Annotated in this window: 15 protein-coding genes; 6 read left to right on the top strand and 9 right to left on the bottom strand. The window is 55.8% G+C overall.

Going from position 1 to position 18,867, the window contains the following annotated elements:
• Window positions 1-31: 31 nt before the first annotated feature.
• The 5 genes from MELB17_RS01880 to dauA form a co-directional block, all read right to left on the bottom strand.
• Window positions 32-235, bottom strand: a complete 204-nt coding sequence (locus MELB17_RS01880) for a hypothetical protein (protein WP_036183145.1) — start codon at window positions 233-235, stop codon at window positions 32-34.
• A 393-nt stretch (window positions 236-628) separates the two neighbouring features.
• On the bottom strand, window positions 629-2,494 hold the full coding sequence (locus MELB17_RS01875; RefSeq protein ID WP_007348430.1) for an SLC13 family permease: 1,866 nt from the start codon (window positions 2,492-2,494) through the stop codon (window positions 629-631).
• A gap of 161 nt (window positions 2,495-2,655) precedes the next feature.
• On the bottom strand, window positions 2,656-4,248 hold the full coding sequence (locus MELB17_RS01870; RefSeq protein ID WP_007348429.1) for an isocitrate lyase: 1,593 nt from the start codon (window positions 4,246-4,248) through the stop codon (window positions 2,656-2,658).
• 269 nt (window positions 4,249-4,517) lie between these two features.
• A complete protein-coding gene (locus tag MELB17_RS01865) occupies window positions 4,518-6,479 on the bottom strand; it encodes a CASTOR/POLLUX-related putative ion channel (protein ID WP_007348428.1) in 1,962 nt (653 codons plus the stop codon).
• A gap of 120 nt (window positions 6,480-6,599) precedes the next feature.
• A complete protein-coding gene (dauA, locus tag MELB17_RS01860; protein ID WP_007348427.1) occupies window positions 6,600-8,321 on the bottom strand; it encodes a C4-dicarboxylic acid transporter DauA in 1,722 nt (573 codons plus the stop codon).
• A gap of 111 nt (window positions 8,322-8,432) precedes the next feature.
• On the opposite strand from dauA, the gene MELB17_RS01855 reads away from it, so the two are divergent.
• The gene (locus tag MELB17_RS01855) at window positions 8,433-9,452 is read left to right on the top strand and encodes a ChaN family lipoprotein (RefSeq protein ID WP_007348426.1); all 1,020 of its coding nucleotides are present in this window, start codon (window positions 8,433-8,435) and stop codon (window positions 9,450-9,452) included.
• Window positions 9,453-9,460: 8 nt separating this feature from the next.
• On the opposite strand, the gene MELB17_RS01850 is transcribed toward MELB17_RS01855, so the two are convergent.
• Window positions 9,461-10,528: a beta-N-acetylglucosaminidase domain-containing protein gene (locus MELB17_RS01850; RefSeq protein ID WP_007348425.1), complete on the bottom strand. Its 1,068-nt coding sequence runs from the start codon at window positions 10,526-10,528 to the stop codon at window positions 9,461-9,463.
• Window positions 10,529-10,681: 153 nt separating this feature from the next.
• On the opposite strand from MELB17_RS01850, the gene MELB17_RS01845 reads away from it, so the two are divergent.
• The 4 genes from MELB17_RS01845 to MELB17_RS01830 all read left to right on the top strand — a co-directional run bounded on the left by MELB17_RS01845 (window position 10,682) and on the right by MELB17_RS01830 (window position 14,889).
• The gene (locus MELB17_RS01845) at window positions 10,682-11,758 is read left to right on the top strand and encodes an acyltransferase family protein (RefSeq protein ID WP_007348424.1); all 1,077 of its coding nucleotides are present in this window, start codon (window positions 10,682-10,684) and stop codon (window positions 11,756-11,758) included.
• A 115-nt stretch (window positions 11,759-11,873) separates the two neighbouring features.
• Window positions 11,874-12,950, top strand: a complete 1,077-nt coding sequence (locus MELB17_RS01840) for a TRAP transporter substrate-binding protein (RefSeq protein ID WP_007348423.1) — start codon at window positions 11,874-11,876, stop codon at window positions 12,948-12,950.
• A 101-nt stretch (window positions 12,951-13,051) separates the two neighbouring features.
• The gene (locus MELB17_RS01835) at window positions 13,052-13,597 is read left to right on the top strand and encodes a TRAP transporter small permease subunit (RefSeq protein WP_007348422.1); all 546 of its coding nucleotides are present in this window, start codon (window positions 13,052-13,054) and stop codon (window positions 13,595-13,597) included.
• Window positions 13,594-14,889 (top strand): TRAP transporter large permease, encoded by a 1,296-nt coding sequence (locus tag MELB17_RS01830; RefSeq protein WP_007348421.1) that lies wholly within the window; start codon window positions 13,594-13,596, stop codon window positions 14,887-14,889. Before MELB17_RS01835 ends, MELB17_RS01830 begins: the two co-directional genes overlap by 4 nt.
• A gap of 51 nt (window positions 14,890-14,940) precedes the next feature.
• Here MELB17_RS01830 and MELB17_RS01825 read toward each other — a convergent pair whose 3' ends face one another.
• Both MELB17_RS01825 and MELB17_RS01820 read right to left on the bottom strand, forming a co-directional pair.
• Window positions 14,941-15,414, bottom strand: a complete 474-nt coding sequence (locus MELB17_RS01825) for a Dps family protein (RefSeq protein ID WP_007348420.1) — start codon at window positions 15,412-15,414, stop codon at window positions 14,941-14,943.
• A gap of 176 nt (window positions 15,415-15,590) precedes the next feature.
• Window positions 15,591-17,033, bottom strand: a complete 1,443-nt coding sequence (locus MELB17_RS01820; protein ID WP_007348419.1) for a dihydrolipoyl dehydrogenase — start codon at window positions 17,031-17,033, stop codon at window positions 15,591-15,593.
• A 121-nt stretch (window positions 17,034-17,154) separates the two neighbouring features.
• On the opposite strand from MELB17_RS01820, the gene MELB17_RS01815 reads away from it, so the two are divergent.
• On the top strand, window positions 17,155-17,826 hold the full coding sequence (locus MELB17_RS01815) for a LysE family translocator (RefSeq protein WP_036183130.1): 672 nt from the start codon (window positions 17,155-17,157) through the stop codon (window positions 17,824-17,826).
• Here MELB17_RS01815 and MELB17_RS01810 read toward each other — a convergent pair.
• Window positions 17,771-18,853: a 3-deoxy-7-phosphoheptulonate synthase gene (locus MELB17_RS01810; RefSeq protein WP_007348416.1), complete on the bottom strand. Its 1,083-nt coding sequence runs from the start codon at window positions 18,851-18,853 to the stop codon at window positions 17,771-17,773. The two genes, MELB17_RS01815 and MELB17_RS01810, sit on opposite strands and share 56 nt — an antisense overlap.
• Window positions 18,854-18,867: the final 14 nt, after the last annotated feature.

The following is an 18,867-nucleotide window of genomic DNA, read 5'->3' as shown; positions in this document are numbered from 1 at the left end:
CATTCACCCATGTGGACATCTCAGGCTATGTCTATTCGCCGTTACTCTGGCCATAACACCGGCGCACGCCCAGGAAAATGCCGTTAACACCCATCCGTCCCCGATGGACCAAGCCACCAGCATTGCATCTATCACCTCGGACCGCGGCATTGTCACCCTGCTGGTCAGCCCACACGGTGCCAGACACACCCAGGCCCAATGCAACAGCAATTGCTAGCAGTTTTTTAGCATTCATGATGTTATTCCTTCTTTGTTGTTAGCTGCGATTGAGCCCATCCCTTCCTGCAAACCTTGTGTCAAGTTCCGGTGCAGACTCACAGACAACACTAAACGATAACCGTGCCAGAAAATTTAAAGAAACCAACAAGCCATTAATGACTAGAAAATTTAATTTTAATAAGCCATTTTTCTTCGCCGCAAAAAAATAGCGGGCTGTACCATTACTGATACAACCCGCCAGGTTCAAATACCGCATTTTAAGTATTCAATCTCTAAATCAAGGCTCTACAAAAATATAATGTGTAAAGCTCAGACACTATTTAGCGACATTGACGACATAAGAGCCTCAGCGCTAAACAAAGGATTCCCGAATTAGCCAGACGGAACACTGGATGCTCAATACTCAATATCACGCCCACACCCACATGATCATCGGCACCGCCACCGCAGTCACTATGATCGATAACGGCAAACCCAGGCGCCAGTAGTCGCCAAACTGATAGCCGCCGGGCTCCATCACCAACGCATTGGACTGGTGGCCAATGGGTGTCATGAAGGCGGATGAGGCCCCTACGGCTACCGCCATCAACACCGCGTCGGTGGGCACGTTTAGCGACGTTGCCAGGCTCAATGCGACCGGCGCCACCACAATAGCGGCCGCGGCATTATTGATCACATTCGACAGCAGCAGAGTGACTACCAGCAACATGGCCAGCACCGCAGCCAGCGAAAAGTCACCGCCCAGTGCCAGCATCTGGTTTGCCAGTAACTGGGCACCGCCGCTGCTTTCCAGCGCCTGGCCGACGGGAATCATCGCCGCCAGCAAGACAATGATCGACCAGTCGATAGACTTATAGGCCTCCTCCGCGGACAACAATCCCACCAAGACCATTGCCACCGCACCGCCCACCAGCGCTACCGGCGCGCTCAGCAGCCCGCTGACCACCGCCGCAATACTGGCGCCGAATACGGCGGCAGCCAGCGCTACCTTACGTGACGACCCAAGCCGCAGTCCGCGCTCTGCCAACGGCAGGCAACCCAGAGTAATCAAAGTGTCTGTGAGGCCATCCTGGGTACCCTGCACCAGCAGAATGTCGCCGGCCTGGAAGCGAATATCCCCTAACCGGCTCTGAATACGCTGGCCACGGCGAGCCACCGCCACCACATTCAGAAAATAGCGTTCGCGCAAACCCAAACGGTTAGCAGACAGTCCAAGTAAGGTTGAACCTGGCGAAACCACCACTTCCATCAACTGCAAGTCGCCTTCATCCAGACTAATCGACGCCTTAGCATCCTCTTCGTCGGCGCTGGGCTCATCGCTGGAGTCTTTAAGTAGCTCGTCCGCGTTCGTTCTCTCGTTGCCTAGCTCGCGCTGCGGCGCCAAAAACGCACCGGTGGCTAACTCAAGATCGGTATTGTCCAGAAAAGCCTGCAAACTTTCGGTATTGGCCTCAATTAACAACAAATCGCCTTCACGCATTACGGTAAAGGTTGAGGGAGTGATCTTGCGTGCGCCTTCACGGATCAAGGCCAACACCGCCAGATCATCGCTCTCACCAGATTCGGTCAACAGTGAGTGCAAGGTGGCGCCAGCGCTGGCGGAGCCTTCCGGCACTCGCAGTTCGGTGACGTAATCGCCCACGCTGAACAGCTTTTTGCCGGATCCGCCGTCATCGCGCCGCGGTGTCAGACGCCAGCCCACCAGAGTGATAAACGCAATACCGGCCACCGTGACCGCCAGGCCCACCGGGGCAAAATCAAACAGGCCAAAGGCGCCTTCGGGACGATAGGAAGAAATGATAATGTTCGGCGGCGTGCCAATCAGGGTGACGGTACCCCCCAACAAGGAGCCAAACGCCAGCGGCATCAGCAGCATAGAGGGCGAGCGCCCGGCGTCACGGGACATCCAGATAGCCACTGGCATCAGCAAAGCCAGCGCGCCAACGTTATTGATAAAACCGGAACAAAGCGCTACTACTGAGGTGAGCGTAAGCACCTGCAAGGTTGGCCGGTGACCAATACGCCCCAATAATCGGGCGATCGCATCCACCACGCCGCCATTTACCAGCCCCTGGCTGATCACTAATACAGCCGCCACAGTAATCACCGCCGGGTGTCCAAAACCACTGAACAGTTCATCAGCGGGCACCAGCCCGGTGAACGCCATCGCCAGCAACGCCAGCATCGACACCACATCAAACCGCAGTCGATTCCAGATAAACAGCGCCAGCGTAATACCCAATACCGTAAACACAATGCCTTGATCCAGATTCAATCGCCCTGCTCCTGCCTGAACACGCTGTTTCTATTAGCATAGACCAAGGCCTCGACCTTGAGCCGGCGCCACAAAAAAACCCGCACCTGGCGAACCAGAGTGCGGGTTTTTAAATCCCGGAAGAGGGCGTTGCGGCGTCCTTGCCGCGTCAGATTAGCCTGTTAGCCAAACTGGTTCATGGTGTTGTCTTTACCACCGGCTTTCAACGCGGCGTCGCCAGCGAAGAATTCCTTGTGGTCGTCACCAATGTTGGAGCCGGCCATGTCCTGGTGCTTGACGGTGGCGATACCCTGGCGAATTTCTTTACGCTGAACACCTTTCACGTAAGCCAGCATGCCTTCGGCACCGAAGTAGCCTTTGGCCAAGTTGTCGGTCGACAGGGCCGCCGTGTGGTAAGTCGGCAGCGTGATCAGGTGGTGGAACACACCGGCTTCACGGGCGGCATCGCGCTGGAAGTTGGCTGTCCACTCGTCGGCCAGCTTGCCTAGATCGGTGCTATCGTATTCTTCGCTCATCAGCGCAGCACGCTCGTAGGCCGATACGTCTTTGCCTTCTTCTTTCCAGGAATCGAACACCTGTTGGCGGAAGCTCAGGGTCCAATTGAACGACGGGCTGTTGTTGTAAACCAGCTTGGCGTTAGGAACCACTTCCTTGATGCGGTTAACCATGGCTGCGATCTGGCCAACGTGGGGCTTCTCGGTTTCGATCCACAACATGTCAGCGCCGTTCTGCAGACTGGTGATGCAATCCAGAATGACCCGGTCTTCGCCACTACCGGCCTTGAACTGGAACAAACCAGACGCCAGACGTTTGGGCTTGACTAGCTGACCGTTCTGCTTGATCACCACATCGCCGTTGTTAATGTCTTCGGCTTTGGCAATCACGTCACCGTCTATGAAGCTGTTGTACTGGTCGCCCAGATCACCCGGCTCTTCGGTTACAGCAATCTTCTGAGTCAGGCCAGCACCCAAAGAGTCAGTACGCGCAACAATCACGCCGTCATCCACACCCAGTTCCAGGAAGGCCAAACGCACAGCGTTTATCTTGGCCAGGAAGTCGGCGTGGGGAACGGTTACTTTGCCGTCCTGGTGGCCGCACTGCTTCTCGTCAGATACCTGGTTTTCGATCTGGATACAGCAGGCACCGGCTTCAATCATCTGCCTGGCCAGCAGGTAAGTGGCTTCTGCGTTACCAAAACCGGCATCGATGTCGGCAATGATCGGCACAATGTGGGTCTGGTGGTTATCAATCTGGCTTATCAGCTGCTCGGCCTTGGCGTTGTCGCCGGCATTCTGAGCTTCTTCCAGATCACGGAACAGGTGGTTCAGTTCCCAGGAATCGGCTTGACGCAGAAAGGTGTACAACTCGCCAATCAGGCCGGATACGGCGGTTTTCTCGTGCATGGACTGATCTGGCAGCGGGCCGAACTCTGAACGCAGGGCGGCAACCATCCAACCGGACAGGTACAGGTAGCGGCGTGAGGTGTCGCCGAAGTGCTTCTTAATGGAGATCATCTTCTGCTGGCCGATAAAACCGTGCCAGCAACCCAGAGACTGGGTGTATTGAGAGGTATCGTTATCGTAGTTCGCCATGTCTTCGCGCATAATCTTGGCGGTGTACTTGGCGATATCCAGACCGGTCTGAAATTTGTTCTGGGCGCGCATACGGGCCGCGTGTTCAGGCTTGATGGCGTTCCAGGTAGGATTCTGTTTCAACAGAGTGGTAAGGGCATCAACGTCTTTTGAGTAGGGCATGGTTCATTCCTTTGTACGGCAGTTTTTCCAAGAACGTCGAATTTAAATCCAATTCTTCCCGGACCTTGGCAACTACTTTAATGCCTCTCACCGCATAACTGAAATTTATATAATCTATATTCAGCATTTTTTTCGTGAATGTCTTGGCGGCATCAAAACCGGATGTCCACCGTTTATAAATCCACAGCAGACAGCCTGAATGTTTTCAACCAGACGGGTCTATTCGTTTGCTTACAGGGTGTAAACGGCCTCGGTAATGACGATAAGCATTAATCAGATATCTGGCCTGTTAAACACAAAATCACCAACCGGTCCCCAGGCTTAACATCAAGATAATCCCGCCTCGGCGGGTTTAGCATCAGATGCCGACCCTTGGCGTCCGGCTGGTTCCGATAGATGCCAAGCGCTATTTCGCCCTCTTTCGCCAACGTTCGTTCCAGCAACTGAAAATCAACGCTGGCCGGAAGCGTGTAGTCGCCCGGGTCCCGAAACTGAAATTCTGCACCGCCAACTGTAAAGAGTTCATCCAACACCACTCTCAACTCTCGCCTCAGGGCCACCTGAGCAAGAACATGGCTGAGTATCATCGGGCTGATCAGCATCTCGCTGCCGTGGTTGTACAGCAAGTGGCTGTTGTCTGGATCGCTCAACTCCATAATCAGCTGCGGACGCCGTGGTTGATCAGCCAGTACATCTTCCAGCTGTAAATAACCCACCATGGTGCGGGCGTCGGCTTCTTCGCCGGAGGCCAGGCGATCGCTGCTCAGCAGCATCACTGTGTCGTAGGCCGCTGGCTGCAATTGGCGCAGCTCGGCTTCAACCATGTAATCGGCTTCGATGTGCTGAACTTCCATGTCTACCTTTTTCCCCAGATGGCGCCGGGTCAGCTGGTCGCGCTCAGCAGCGCCGACAACCGAAATCACATCCACCTGAAACGGCCGATAGTGGTAACTCGACAACTCCGCCAGCAGGCTGGGCACCCGTCGATTCCAGCCCAGCACCAGTATTCTCCGGAGTTTCTGCACCGGCGCGGCGGTCACTATCCGTGGGCTACCACGCTGAACCGCGGGTAACGGCGGCAACTTGGGGTTGAGGTCGGTTTCGGCGTAAAACCGCGCCATCATGATCACCCGGTCTTCTTCGTCAATCACACTATCTGTTGGCGCCATCAACCAAACTTTCCACTGTTCACCCTGGCGCTTCAGCAGGCCCAGCACAATCGCCAGCGGCCGCTGCGCGGCCACCTCAGCCAGGGTCATGCCAACCATCGTTTCGCCACCGCGCACATACAGTTCGTTGCCGTCGCCAGCAGTGAGCAGTTCGTTATAAATTTCTGACAGGCCCGGATGCAAAATATTCTGCGCCATCAAACGGCTTATGGTGGCATCGCCGGCCACCACTTCTACCGCACCGGGATAGGCTCGTTCGATCACCGGCAATTTTCGCAGATCCTGAATCTCGGCCACGACATAAGGCAGTGGCGCGTTGTACTGGCGTGCCTGAGCGGCAATCGACAGCAGCGCTTTGACGATTTCCACATCCGGCGTTAGCAGGCTGCCGGCGTCTATATGGCCGCTGGGCACAATAACTGCGGCGGCATCCAGACACGCAACCCTATGCAGGGCATCGGGCTGAATGGGTGAACCGCTGCGCAAAATAATCTGCCGCGCGCGGCGGCCGATACCGGGCTCCATACGTAATTCGTGCACCTGCTCCGCACTGGCATGCTCTGAGAGCACCACTAGATTGAGCCGGCCGGCATCGTGCTTCTCCAGAAACCGGCGCATACGGCCTGATGCACTCAGCAATTCCGTTAGCAATGGCAGGGTGTGCCGGGTCCAGCCCAATACCACAATGTGATTTTTCAGCGTGACCGGAGTCAGGCCCCGCTCCAGCTCTTCCATTTTGGCAATCAGCCAGCGGGTGAGGATGGCAACCAAGGTGCCCATAAACACCACATAACCGCTGACGGTAAGCAGGGTAGATACAAAACGCTGCCAAGCGCCTACGTCATCCCCTAGATAGCCAGGATCTGTCAGGCGCAAAAACGCCCACCAAACGGCCGCGCCCACACTGTCAAATTTTTGCCCGACCGCCAATACCGCAAGCCCGCCAGCAATCGAAATCAGCGCAATAAAGGCGGCAACCACCAATAGCTGAAAACCCGCACCTTTTACCAACTGGCGCTCAACAACGAACTTAATGCGATCCACAATTCGGAATGGCAGCATGCAAAACCTTTTTCGCTGTTAGCTGGGGCACTTTTTATCAGAGCGCCGTTTACCAGAGCACGGTTTATAAGAGCTCCATTTGTTGGAGCTCGATTGTGTAGCAGGTGATGTTGACAGCGATCAGTGCTCGCCGGCTTGCACCAGGGCATCAGCCAGTGTGGGTGTAAATTGGCTAACACCGTTTACAGGCGCCACCCCTGCACGAGCCAGAGCTCGCAGTGGCTGGTACTGCAAATCGGCAATAATGATACGGGTGCCATCGCGCTTGCAGGCGGCCAGGAGCTTATTCAATGCAGACAGCCCACCCGCGTCCAGCAAGGTCACGCCGTCCATATACAGTATAAAACCACGGGCGTTTTTGGACAGTGCCGCCAGCTCGCCAAAGATGCGCTCGGCGGCGGCAAAGAACAGCGGCCCGTTGATCTTGAACACCTGCCAGCCGGCGGGCAAGTTAGCCTGCGTCACCCGCTGATTGCTGGATATGTCGGTCACACGTGTCATCTGCGCCATTTCGCGCATGAACAGTACCGCTGCCAGCAGTACGCCAGTGGTAATGGCAATCACCATATCCAGCGCCACCGTCAGGCTGAAGCAAGTCAGGAACACCACAAGGTCACCGCGGGGCGCTGTTTTAAGCAAGTGCACGGCTTTTGGCGCTTCGCTCATATTCCACGCCACTATCAGTAGCAACGCCGCCATCGCCGGCATTGGCATGTAAGACAGCACCCCTGCCAGCGCTACCAGCGCCAGCACCACCACCAGCGAGTGCACAATCGCAGACACCGGCGATTCGGCGCCAGCGCGATAGTTGGCGGCCGAGCGGGCAAGCGCCGCGGTGGCTGTAATACCACCGAAGAAGGGTGCGATTATGTTGGCCAGACCCTGCCCCAGCAATTCACTGTTGGCGCTGTGGCGCTTACCGGTCATGCCGTCGAGCACCACCGCACACAGTAAGGATTCAATCGCGCCCAGCATGGCAATGGCAAACGCTGCCGGAATCAGAGCCTGAATCAGGTTCCAGGACACCGCCAGGGGGCTGCCATCGGCACCGGCCCGCTGCCAGGGCAAGATAAACTCGGGCAAAAATGGAGGAATGCCACTGCCACTGGTGCCATCGGGGAGTAAATAACTGAAACGCGAGCCGATAGTGTCAATGGAGGCACCCTGGCTGTTCAGCCACAGCGCCAACACACTGCCCACAATGACGGCAGGTAAGTGCGGCGGTACCGGTGTTTTCAGCCGCGGCCACAGCAGCATGATCGCCAATGTGACCCCGGCCACCAGAGTACTCATGGCATCCAGCGAGGGAGCAGCTTGAACCAGCGCAGCCAGCTTTCCCCAATAATGCTCGGGCATGGCCGCAATCGGCAAACCGAACAGGTCTTTCACCTGAAGAGTTGCGATCACCACCGCAATACCCCCGGTAAATCCCAGGGTCACCGGCTCCGGTATGTACTCAATAAAGCGCCCCAAGCGCATGACCGCCATAATCAGAAGCAACACCCCGGACATCACCGTGGCTAGCAGCAAACCGCCCAACCCGTATTCTTGGGCAATGGGATACAGAATCACCACAAAAGCGGCGGTAGGACCGGAAATGCTGTAACGGCTGCCGCCCGTGAGCGCAATCACCACGCCGGCAATAATGGCAGTATACAAACCGTATTGGGGAGCCACACCGCTGGCAATAGCCAGTGCCATGGCCAGCGGAATAGCAATAATTCCCACGGTAATACCGGCCATTACATCTTTTGCAAAACGCCGGGGACTGTAGGGCTCCTGCACGCAGGCTTCGCGGATCGCGTGGCCTGGGCGCAGGGAAAACAAATGACTGCGGGACATAAACAACTTGCCTGTACGAGGGGCTTCGTCGGGCATTATACTCGCTATACCAGCAGATCGTATTCGGAAAACTTATTAGTAGTGTGCTTACCGCAACGGAACTTCGCGCTTATGTCCACAAGCCTTTACAACGTTCGTTACCTGGTTGGCGCTTTAGTGTTGGCAATAACAGCCGGCTGCGCGACCTCCCCAACCTCACACAGCATCTTGAAAGCACCGCTAAACCAGTATCAGGCGCAGATAGTTGACCCGAAGTCTGACACCCTGAACACGTTAACCGTAGAGCAGTTGGCAAGGCGCTTAGCCGACGCCGATGTGGTGGTCGTTGGAGAATATCACGGCCATCACGCCAGTCATCTGCTTCAATCTCAGCTACAGTTGGCGCTGTTTCAGCAGCAACCCCAACAGATACTGAGTATGGAGCAATTTGAAACCCATCAGCAGGATGCGCTGAACCAGTATCTGGCCGGCAGCAGCGGCGAAAGCGAAATGATCGAAGACACCGGCGCCTGGGACAATTATCGCGCGTCTTACCGGCCGCTGGTCGAGTTCGCTCTTAGCCATCAATTACCCGTGATCGCGGCCAACGCACCGGGTGCCATCGTGCGTTGTGTGGGCCGCGAAGGACCGCACATTATTGACGATTTATCTCAGGCACAGCGCCAAACCATTGCCCAACAACCGTTTATGGACACCCCGGCCTACCGGCAACGCTTTGATGATGCCATTGGTGCGAGTCATGGCGGCGGCGGCGACGCTATGAAACAGCGGCTGGACAACAGCTACAAAGCACAGTTACTGCGCGACAACACCATGGCCGAACGCATTTTGCAGGCCCACCGGGATTACCCGGGCCAACAGATACTGCACGTAAACGGCATTTTCCACAGCGAACAACGTCAGGGCACGGTAGCGCTGCTGCACGCGCGCGCGCCAGAGTTGAACATTGAGGTGATCAGCCCGGTTTTCTGGCCCGAAGATGAAGCCATGCCAGAGTTGTCCGACCATCGTACCAATGGAAACTTCCTGTATTTTCTGCAGCCACTGCCAGACGCTTACAAAAGCGACGAACGTCGCAACCGCGCCATGCGCGAGCGTTTCAGCCAAGCCGAACAGCAACCCTGCAACTGACTAATAGATTATTGGGTGGCTACAACTTCGTTGGTAACGGCATAGTCGCCAGCCAGCCAGCGCAGTAATTCGTCGGCCGCCGGGTGGTCAAAGCCGTCATAGGTATGCACTAAAGCCTGCTTCCGTTCGGCGGACAGGCGCTCCAGACCGGCGTCTTGCAACACCAACAAGTCTGCTTGCAGGCAATCCGCCAACTCGGTCCCAAGAACTTCCTGCGCGGCGTGATAAAACGCCTTACCGTATTCGTAATCCGGCCCGAGCTGATAACTCTGCGCCAGGGTAATGGCCGGAATGCAGGTCAGCGTTGGCTGAAGCGCCGGATTAATGGCATGGCCGGCGATGTACGCAGCGTTAGCCGCTGGGCGGCCCGTAAAACCACGCAAGTGCAAGTGGCGCGACATGCGATCGCCATCATTAACCGGGTAGTTGTCCCACAACAGCGGTTTTCGCCCCAGAAGATCACCCACTCTTTGCAAGTGGCCGGGTGAAATCTCCCGCGAACACACTTCCTCGCCGGTCCAGAATATCTGTATGGAGGGGTCCAGCGCCTGTCCCAGCGTTTGTAGATAGTCCACCGGGCGCGGGCCAAACACTCGATCCAACACTGGGTCATCCGAGTAATAGGTCGGGCACACACTGATACGCCGAACCGCGGAGTGTTCGGCAACCCAGTGCACAATATCTGCCTGTGCCTGCGCCGTGTGCGGCCCGCTGCCGTGCATGTCGTCAAACAGAATCGCCAGTTCATCCAGCCCCAGCTGGTCAAAAAACGCCAGCTTGCGCGCCAGTGACTGCTGGCCCGCTTCATCAAAATTGTTAAACAGTTCAAACGGGCTCAGGCCCACACCAAAACGCACCCCGGCGGCTTTACAGAAGCTGGCGAAGGCAGCCATTTCCGCGGCAGCCTTTGGCGGATGTGGCTCCCGCCAGCGCCGCCTTAAAAACGCATCGGCCTTGGGCGCATAAAGATAAAAACCGTAACCGTGGGGCGCCAGCCTATGCACCAGTTGCCGGCGCTGCTCCCAACTCCACAGTGGGCCATAAAAGCCCTCAATAATCCCCAGCTCTGCTGCCATGACCAATCTCCCTGCGGCTGCCTGCGTTGAACCCGACGGTTGTAATGAATGATGAACACATCGTATAGCGCGGACAAGGTAACCGCATAGCTGAGCCGTATTGCCGAAACGCAAAGCAGGCTGTTATAAGCCGAATCCGTGATGAGACCGCCTATGCCCAGCTCTTCTTCCAGTTCCTCGTCTGGTTCCAGATTAGGCAGCCTGGACGCCCTGCGCGGCCTTGCGGCTCTGGGCGTGGTGCTGTTCCATTACCTGCCCTATTACCACGAAATGTATGGCCACGGCTTTGCGCTTTGGCCCTGGTTTGATCACGGCTTGTCATTTGGCCGTTACGGTGTGCACCTGTTCTTCATACTCAGCGGATTTGTGATTTTCATGACCCTGGAGCGCACTGCCCATGCTGGCTGGCTTAGTGCCGCTCGCGCTCTAAGGCTATTACCGGCTTTGTGGGCCGGCATTGTACTCACCGTTATCAGCGTGCACTGGCTAGGACCACAGGATCGCGCGGTTAGCCTGAGCACGGCGCTCGCTAACGCCACTCTCAGGCACGAATACCTGGGACTGAAGCATGTCGATGGCGCTTACTGGAGCCTGGTGATTGAGGTCACCTTCTACGGCTGGATGGCCCTGCTGTATTTTACGCTGAAAGACTGGCACAAGCTGCGCGCAGCGCTTTGGCTGTGGGTGCTGATAAGCTATGCGGGCGTGGTGTGGTGGAAACAGATTCCTGACGGCCTGGAGTTTCTAGTCAAAGATCTGCTGTTTGTAAAATACGCACCCTTGTTCATTGGCGGCATGCTGATCTACCGCATTTATCGCTATGGCCACCCCCCAGCCGCCGATGCCACTCTGCTCGCACTGGCTGTCTGTCATGGCCTTTTTGCCTACAAATTTCCGTACAGCCTATTCGTTCTGGGCTGTTTCTCGATATTTTCTCTGGCCGTGGCAGGGCGCCTGAACTGGCTGGCCAATGGCCCCTTGCTCTGGCTCGGAGGGCTTTCTTACAGCCTCTATTTAGTTCATCAAAATATTGGCTACGGGGTGATTAGCTGGAGCTACAACGCAGACCTGCCCGGCTGGCTCGGTGTCTGCCTTGCTCTTGGCATCGTTCTGCTTTTCGCCTGTCTGAGCCATTACAGCGTTGAAAAACCCGCTTTGCGACGGTTCAGGGCGTGGCACACGCGGGCGAACACTGCACGGGCCGTTACAGCACCTACGACCTATATCTAATGCCTTATGTTTTTCGTTCCACCGATTAAAAATAACTGATAATGTAAGCTAGTTTTACTGCGTTTGTAATAGAACGCAGACTCAGCACAAAAAATTATAAAAGGAAGCAAAAACAATGATGATTCGTTCCATTTTCTCCGCGGCGATACTCGCGGTGGCAGCGACCTTCGCCCCTACACACGCACTGGCTCAGGACACATTTACCTTAAAGCTGGCAGAAACCTGGGGACCTAACTTCCCGATTTTTGGTGACGCCACGAAAAACATGGCTGCCATGGCCGAGAAAATGTCCGGTGGCCGTCTGAAAATCCGGATTGATTCCGCTAACAAGCACAAGGCTCCGCTGGGCGTGTTTGATATGGTGAGGGCCGGACAGTATGACATGGGTCATTCCGCCTCCTACTACTGGAAAGGCAAAGTACCCAACACCCTGTTCTTCACCAGCATGCCATTTGGCATGACAGCACTTGAGCAGTACGCCTGGTTTTACTACGGCGATGGTATGGATCTGATGCAGGAAGTCTATGAGCCCCTCGGACTGAAGTCATTCCCGGGAGGCAATACCGGCGTCCAGATGGGCGGCTGGTTCCGCAAGGAAATCAAATCTGTTGAGGACCTGCAAGGTCTGAAGATGCGGATTCCCGGTTTCGCCGGTGAGGTATTTGCCGAGGTGGGCGTAAGCCCGACCAACATCGCTCCAGGCGAGCTTTACACTGCGCTAGAGCGGAACACCATAGATGCCGTTGAATGGGTTGGTCCAGCCTTGGACCTGCGTCTGGGTTTCCAGCAGATTGCTGACTACTACTACACCGGCTGGCACGAGCCTGCGACCGAGCTGCAGTTCCTGGTCAACCAGAAAGTCTGGGACAAGCTGCCGGCAGATCTTCAGGAAATCCTGCGGATTTCCATGCGCACCGCAGCCTATGACATGCTGATCCAGTCGCAGCATGAGAACGCCAAGGCCTGGGCAAGCATCAAGAACGAGTACCCGAACGTTCAGATCAAGAATTTCCCGGACGATGTGTTCCAAGCCATGTACAAGGCTAACAACAAGTTGCTGACAGAGGCTGCGGCCGGTGATGAGCTCGCGGCGAAGATTATTAAGTCCCAGGAAGACTATCTGGGGGATTCCCGCGCTTACACAGACATTTCCGAGCGCGCATACCTCAATACCATGGGCAAAGTCGAGTAAGATACAGGCTGTAATGGAGCCGGGATCGCTCTGAAGGCGACCCCGGTTTTTTTGTTTAGAGAGATAGAAGGATCGCCAGCCTTTCTGGCGGAGGATTATGAATGCAGTGGATCATAAAACTTGATGAGGGCCTGGCGCGCTTGTCCAATTTCTGCGGTTGGATTGCCTGCGTCGCAATGCTGCTGATGGCCGGTAACGTTTTTTACGACGTTGTTGCCCGTTACGCGTTCAACGAAGTGTCTATCGGGATGCAAGAGATGGAATGGCACCTCTACTCGGTGGTCTTCCTGTTTGGTATTCCCTATGCACTGCGCACAGACGGCCATGTTCGGGTTGACGTGCTTTATTCCGGCTGGAGCGACAAGGCCAAGGCATGGGTGAACCTGACAGGCGCCCTGCTATTTGTAGTGCCATTCGCCTATTTAATTGGCCTTTACGGCTACGATTTTGCGCTGGACTCCTACAGCATGGGCGAAGGCAGCGGTGACCCTGGTGGCCTGCCCTATCGCTGGATTATCAAAGCCGTGATTCCAGTCTCAGCGTTTTTTATCGCCATGGCGGGCCTCAACATGGCGACCTTCGCCCTTCGCGTTATGTCTGGTGAAAAACAATACGAAGGTGAACACAGCGCGGGAGGACTCGCATGATTGGCATGATTATGTTCGCTGTTGCCCTCTTCATGCTGATGCTGGGTTTCCCCGTCGCTTTCACCTTTGGCGGTCTTGCTTTGTTCTTTGGTGTGTTTGCACAAGGCATGGATCTGTTTGCCTTTATGCCTTATCGCATCATGAGCGTCATGCAGAATACTGTTCTGATGGCCGTGCCCCTGTTTATCTTTATGGGCGTCGTCCTGCAGCGTACACGCCTGGCCGAACAGTTGCTTACCTCCATGGGTCGTCTGTTTGGCGGCCTGCCGGGTGGCCTGGCTATCTCTACTATTCTAGTAGGCGCCCTGCTTGCAGCCTCCACCGGCGTTGTGGGCGCCAGTGTGGTGGCGATGGGCCTGATTTCCCTGCCGGTCATGCTGGCTCACAACTACGACAAGCGCCTGGCAGCCGGCACCATCTGTGCGGCGGGTACGCTGGGCCAGATCGTTCCACCGTCGATCATTCTGATTATTCTGGGCGATGTGCTCGGGCTGCCAGTCGGCGATCTGTTCAAGGCCGCCGTCGGGCCGGGCATGGTTCTTATCGGGCTCTATATTGTCTATATCCTGATCATGACCCGATTCAAGCCCGAAACGGCTCCGGCCATGCCTGAGGACAGCAGCATTTCCCGTAAAAAGGAAGTCATGAATGCGCTGCTGGCAATCATCCCGCCGTTAGCGCTGATTGTCATTGTGCTTGGTTCGATTTTTACCGGCATTGCGACACCCACAGAATCCTCAGCACTGGGTGGTATTGGCGCTATTGTTCTCGCCATAATCTACCGGCAATTCTCATTCCAGATGGTTTGGGGTGCTTCGAAAGACACGGTCAAAGTGACGGCCATGGTGTTCGCCATCCTGGTCGGTGCAACTGCTTTCTCTATGGTCTTCAGCTACACCGGCGGCGATTACCTGCTGGAAGAGTGGATGCTGGCGCTGCCGGGCGAGAAATGGGGCTTTATCATTCTAGCCATGCTGGTGATTATGGTGCTGGGTTTCTTCATCGATTTTGTCGAAATCTCCTTCATCATCGTGCCCATTCTGGCGCCGGTGGCCGAAGCCTTGGGCATCAACATGCTCTGGTTTGCCATTCTTATCGCCATGAACCTGCAAACCAGCTTCCTGACCCCACCTTTCGGGTTCTCTCTGTTCTACTTGAGGGGGGTCGCACCACCGGAAGTGCGAACGATCGACATCTACAAGGGGGTGCTTCCGTTCATCCTCCTGCAGGTGTTTGTGCTGGCACTGATTGTGATTTTCCCCGAGTGGTTCGGCATGAGTTCCTCTTATTAGCGGATAAAAAAATGGCGGCCATATGGCCGCCATTTTTACCTTTACCGGGGCTTACTGGCCCAGATAGCTGCGGTACATCCACAAGGTTTTTTCCTGCTCGGCAATGTAATCACTCATCAGCGACGCGGTGCCTTCATCGTCAGCGTCGTTGGCTAAACTCAGCAGTTCGCGCTGCTTGCCAATCAATTTTACAAAGCTTTCTGTTATGTTCTGCACGGCGTCTTTGCCGTTAGACACGTCTTTACGCTCGGGGATGTCAGACCGTTCCATGTAGGTGCTGTAAGCGTGGGCGGGGTGGTGGCCCAGAGTCAAAACACGCTCGGCAATTTCATCAATCTTCAGCAGCAACGCGTCGTACTGTTCTTCAAATTTAACGTGCAACTCAAAGAAGTTATCGCCCTTGATGTTCCAGTGATAACCACGCACGTTCATGTAAAAAATTTGATAGTTAGACAGCAAGTCGTTTAACGAATCCGCCAGCTTCTGAGTTTTCGCAGTATCCAAACCAAGAAAGTTCTTACTCATGTTCGTCTCCTTGACGTTCGATGACATTAACACCAGTGTGGCGCCGCGCGCGGTAAAGCGGAAGTTTAACGAGTTGATCACCGCAATAGGATCAGACTTGGGCCCGCCTCAGGTTAATTTCAAGGCCAGGTGGCACCCAAGCTCCATAACAAACGTTCATCTAGACCGGCCAAATGTCATACGCCCGGACCGCAGTCCATGCAGTTGCTGTCAGCAGCAGGGCCCATACTGAGTTTACGGCTCAGGTCCTGTAAGGCACTGCGCAAACCTTCTTCAATCACCGGGTGATAGAACGGCATTTCGAGCATTTCACTCACCGTCATTCGGCGCTGAGCCGACCAGGCCAGCAAATGGGCAATGTGCTCGGCGGCAGGGCCAAACATCTCGGCGCCCATAAACAAACCGCTGCCGTGTTCGCCGTACACTCTCAGCAGCCCGCGGTTTTTACCAACCACCCGGCTGCGGCCCTGATCTTCGAAACTGACTTCACCCACCGCGTAATGGCCGCGGCAACGTTCATCCACCTGCTGGATCGTCAGCCCCACCGAAGCGATCTGCGGGTCGGTAAACACTACCGCCAGCGGCACTTTGCGCAATCCTGCTCTAACATCTGGGTAGCGGCCAGCATTGTCGCCAGCAATACGCCCTTCATCAGCGACTTCGTGCAGCAAAGGCACTTCGTTGTTAACGTCGCCAGCAATGAATATGTGGCTATCGCCACAGCGCAGAGTATAACCATCGAAAATCGGTATGCCGTGGTCGTCCAGCTGCAGATCCGCGTTTTGTATATCCAGCCCGTCGATATTCGGGCGCCGACCGGTTGCTGCCAGCAGATAGTCGAATTCTTCGGTTACGATCTTATCGTCGGCGTTTTTAAAACTTATGGAGACACCCTCGGCACTGCGCGCAACCGCCGTGACATCGGCGTCGGGGTCCAGCGGGAATTCGCGGTTGAAGCTTTTTAACGCGTAGTCACGCAGCTGCGGGTCTTGCAGCGAACCCAGGCTTCCACTCACGCCAAACATGCGAATGCGCACGCCCAGCCGCGCCAGTGCCTGGCCCAGCTCAAGGCCAATGACTCCGGGACCAAACACCGCCACCGAGGCCGGCAAGTCATGCCAGTCGAACAGGTCGTCATTGACCACCAGGCGATCTCCGGCCTCTTTCAAAAACCCCGGAATATTGGGGCGCGAGCCGGTCGCTATGACGATGCGCTCAGCCGTCACTTCGGTATGGTCACCCACCATTAAACAGTGCGGCGAGGCAAAACGTACATTGCCGAGCAACCGATCTTGCTCAGGATAGCTTTCTGCAGACTTCACCACCGATGCAACAAACCGATCTCGTTCCGATCGCACCCGTGCCATCACCGCCTCACCATCAACTGCAACTGTGGGGCAGGTTATTCCGAAAAGGCCTGTACTGCGGGCTGCGTGGGCCGCATCAGCAGCGGCGATCAACAATTTGCTGGGCATACATCCTACCCGGGCGCAGGTTGTTCCGTATTGCTTGCCTTCGATTAGCAACACGCTATCGGTATGTTTACGCGCCCGCTGGTAGGCAACCATACCGGCGGTGCCGGCGCCAATAATGGCTACCTCAACCTTTCGCTGTTTCATAACAGCCTCCTTGTGAACGTATCTTGAACAATGACTATAGCAGCCGTTTGTACTTGGCATGTCAATGCGTTGTGTTTCACAATACCGGCCCCTCATCCGATCCACACAAGGAGTACGTGGCATGAACACGTTCTGGCCAGAATTTCTGATCGTCGTTCTAGTGCATTTTCTGGCGGTCGCCAGCCCGGGGCCCGATTTTGCAGTTATGTTGCGCCAGGCACTGCGCCAAACCCGCGCAAACTCGCTGTTAACGGCCGCAGGCATAGGCGCGGGGATTTTAGTGCATGTGGCTTATTCACTGTTGGGCATAGGGCTGCTTATTCAGCAATCGGTGCTGCTGTTTAGCATTTTGAAAGTGATTGGTGCTCTGTATCTGACATGGATCGCGGTGCAATGCCTGCGGGCCAAGGCCGGAGGGGTTTACGTGGAGGCTACAAAAGCACCGCACCAAAGCCGCCAGGCGGCGCTGCGCCTGGGCTTTCTGACGAACGCGCTCAACCCCAAAGCCACGCTTTTTTTTGTCTCGCTGTTTTCGGTGATTATCAGCCCCGGCACACCGGTTGTTATACAAGCCGGCTATGGCCTGTACATGGCTTTGGCCACTTTTTTGTGGTTCAGCCTGGTGACTGTGTTCTTTAGCCAGCCGAGGGTACGCAAAGGCTTTAACCGTTTCGGTCACTGGCTGGACCGACTGATGGGCGGTGTGCTGCTGCTTTTGGCCGGTCAGTTATTGCTGTCTACAGTGAGCGGATCAGAGCCTCTGTCTGCTCCCATCCCAGGCACGGATCGGTAATCGAGCAACCGTACTGAAGGTCAGCGCCGTCGTTCTGGCGGCCCGGCTGTAAAAAGCTTTCCAACATTAGCCCACAAATGTGGCGATTACCGGCGCGCCGTTGGGCGACGACATCGCGGGCTATCTCCTGCTGGCGCTCGTGTTGCTTGCAGGCGTTATCGTGGCTGCAGTCCACCATCACCGCCGGATTCAGGCCCGCCTGCTGCAGCGCATGGGTCGCGCGGGCAATGCTGTGACTGTCATAATTGGTGATACCGCGACCGCCACGTAAAACCAAATGGGTGTCAGCGTTGCCCTCTGTAGAAATCATGACCGGCGTGCCTCTGGCAGACAGCCCTGGATGATGGTGGCCGTGGGCCGCGGACTGCATGGCATTGGTGGCCACCGCGATGCCGCCGTCGGTGCCATTTTTAAAACCCACCGGCATTGGCAAGCCGCTGGCCATTTCGCGATGCAGCTGCGACTCCGTGGTACGGGCACCAATAGCCGTCCAGCTCACCAGGTCTCCCAGATAATCCATAGCAAACGGGCTCAGCGCTTCCGTGGCTAGCGGCAGGCCGGTGGCCGCCAGATTCAGCAACAATTGCCGCGAGCGCACCAAGCCCTGATGCAAATCGCCCTGCCCGCTGCGTTCAGGATCGTATAACAGACCTTTCCAGCCAACTGTGGTGCGGGGTTTCTCCAAGTAGGCGCGCATCACAATCAACATACGGTCACTAACATCCGCCGCAAGCTGTTTCAGCCTTTGCGCGTATTCCAGGGCGGCCACCTCGTCGTGAATGGAACATGGCCCGATCACTACCAGCAGGCGGTCGTCCGCTCCATTGAGGATATTACGAATCGCCTGGCGCTGATGTTCAACCTGTGCCTCAAGCTTCGCTACTAGCGGAAAATCTCCGCGCAACTGATCAGGCGTGGGCAAAGCCACCTCGCGGCGACGGGCTGGGGCAATTTTTACCGCATGTTTTACGGCGCTTTTTACGGCATTCTCCATCGGATTCTCAACAGCACTTAATGGCATATTCATGGCGGTGTGTCCGT

This window comes from Marinobacter sp. ELB17 (assembly GCF_000169375.1).
GTDB lineage: Bacteria > Pseudomonadota > Gammaproteobacteria > Pseudomonadales > Oleiphilaceae > Marinobacter.
This window is presented reverse-complemented; position numbering and strand designations above follow the sequence as displayed.

Excerpts from the sequence above, each read along its gene's own strand:
- MELB17_RS01880 (WP_036183145.1), bottom strand. The coding sequence starts at position 235 with ATGAATGCTAAAAAACTGCTAGCAATTGCTGTTGCATTGGGCCTGGGT.
- MELB17_RS01870 (WP_007348429.1), bottom strand. The coding sequence starts at position 4,248 with ATGCCCTACTCAAAAGACGTTGATGCCCTTACCACTCTGTTGAAACAG.
- MELB17_RS01865 (WP_007348428.1), bottom strand. The coding sequence starts at position 6,479 with ATGCTGCCATTCCGAATTGTGGATCGCATTAAGTTCGTTGTTGAGCGC.
- dauA (WP_007348427.1), bottom strand. The coding sequence starts at position 8,321 with ATGTCCCGCAGTCATTTGTTTTCCCTGCGCCCAGGCCACGCGATCCGC.
- MELB17_RS01855 (WP_007348426.1), top strand. The coding sequence starts at position 8,433 with ATGTCCACAAGCCTTTACAACGTTCGTTACCTGGTTGGCGCTTTAGTG.
- MELB17_RS01850 (WP_007348425.1), bottom strand. The coding sequence starts at position 10,528 with ATGGCAGCAGAGCTGGGGATTATTGAGGGCTTTTATGGCCCACTGTGG.
- MELB17_RS01845 (WP_007348424.1), top strand. The coding sequence starts at position 10,682 with ATGCCCAGCTCTTCTTCCAGTTCCTCGTCTGGTTCCAGATTAGGCAGC.
- MELB17_RS01840 (WP_007348423.1), top strand. The coding sequence starts at position 11,874 with ATGATGATTCGTTCCATTTTCTCCGCGGCGATACTCGCGGTGGCAGCG.
- MELB17_RS01835 (WP_007348422.1), top strand. The coding sequence starts at position 13,052 with ATGCAGTGGATCATAAAACTTGATGAGGGCCTGGCGCGCTTGTCCAAT.
- MELB17_RS01830 (WP_007348421.1), top strand. The coding sequence starts at position 13,594 with ATGATTGGCATGATTATGTTCGCTGTTGCCCTCTTCATGCTGATGCTG.
- MELB17_RS01825 (WP_007348420.1), bottom strand. The coding sequence starts at position 15,414 with ATGAGTAAGAACTTTCTTGGTTTGGATACTGCGAAAACTCAGAAGCTG.
- MELB17_RS01820 (WP_007348419.1), bottom strand. The coding sequence starts at position 17,033 with ATGAAACAGCGAAAGGTTGAGGTAGCCATTATTGGCGCCGGCACCGCC.
- MELB17_RS01815 (WP_036183130.1), top strand. The coding sequence starts at position 17,155 with ATGAACACGTTCTGGCCAGAATTTCTGATCGTCGTTCTAGTGCATTTT.
- MELB17_RS01810 (WP_007348416.1), bottom strand. The coding sequence starts at position 18,853 with ATGAATATGCCATTAAGTGCTGTTGAGAATCCGATGGAGAATGCCGTA.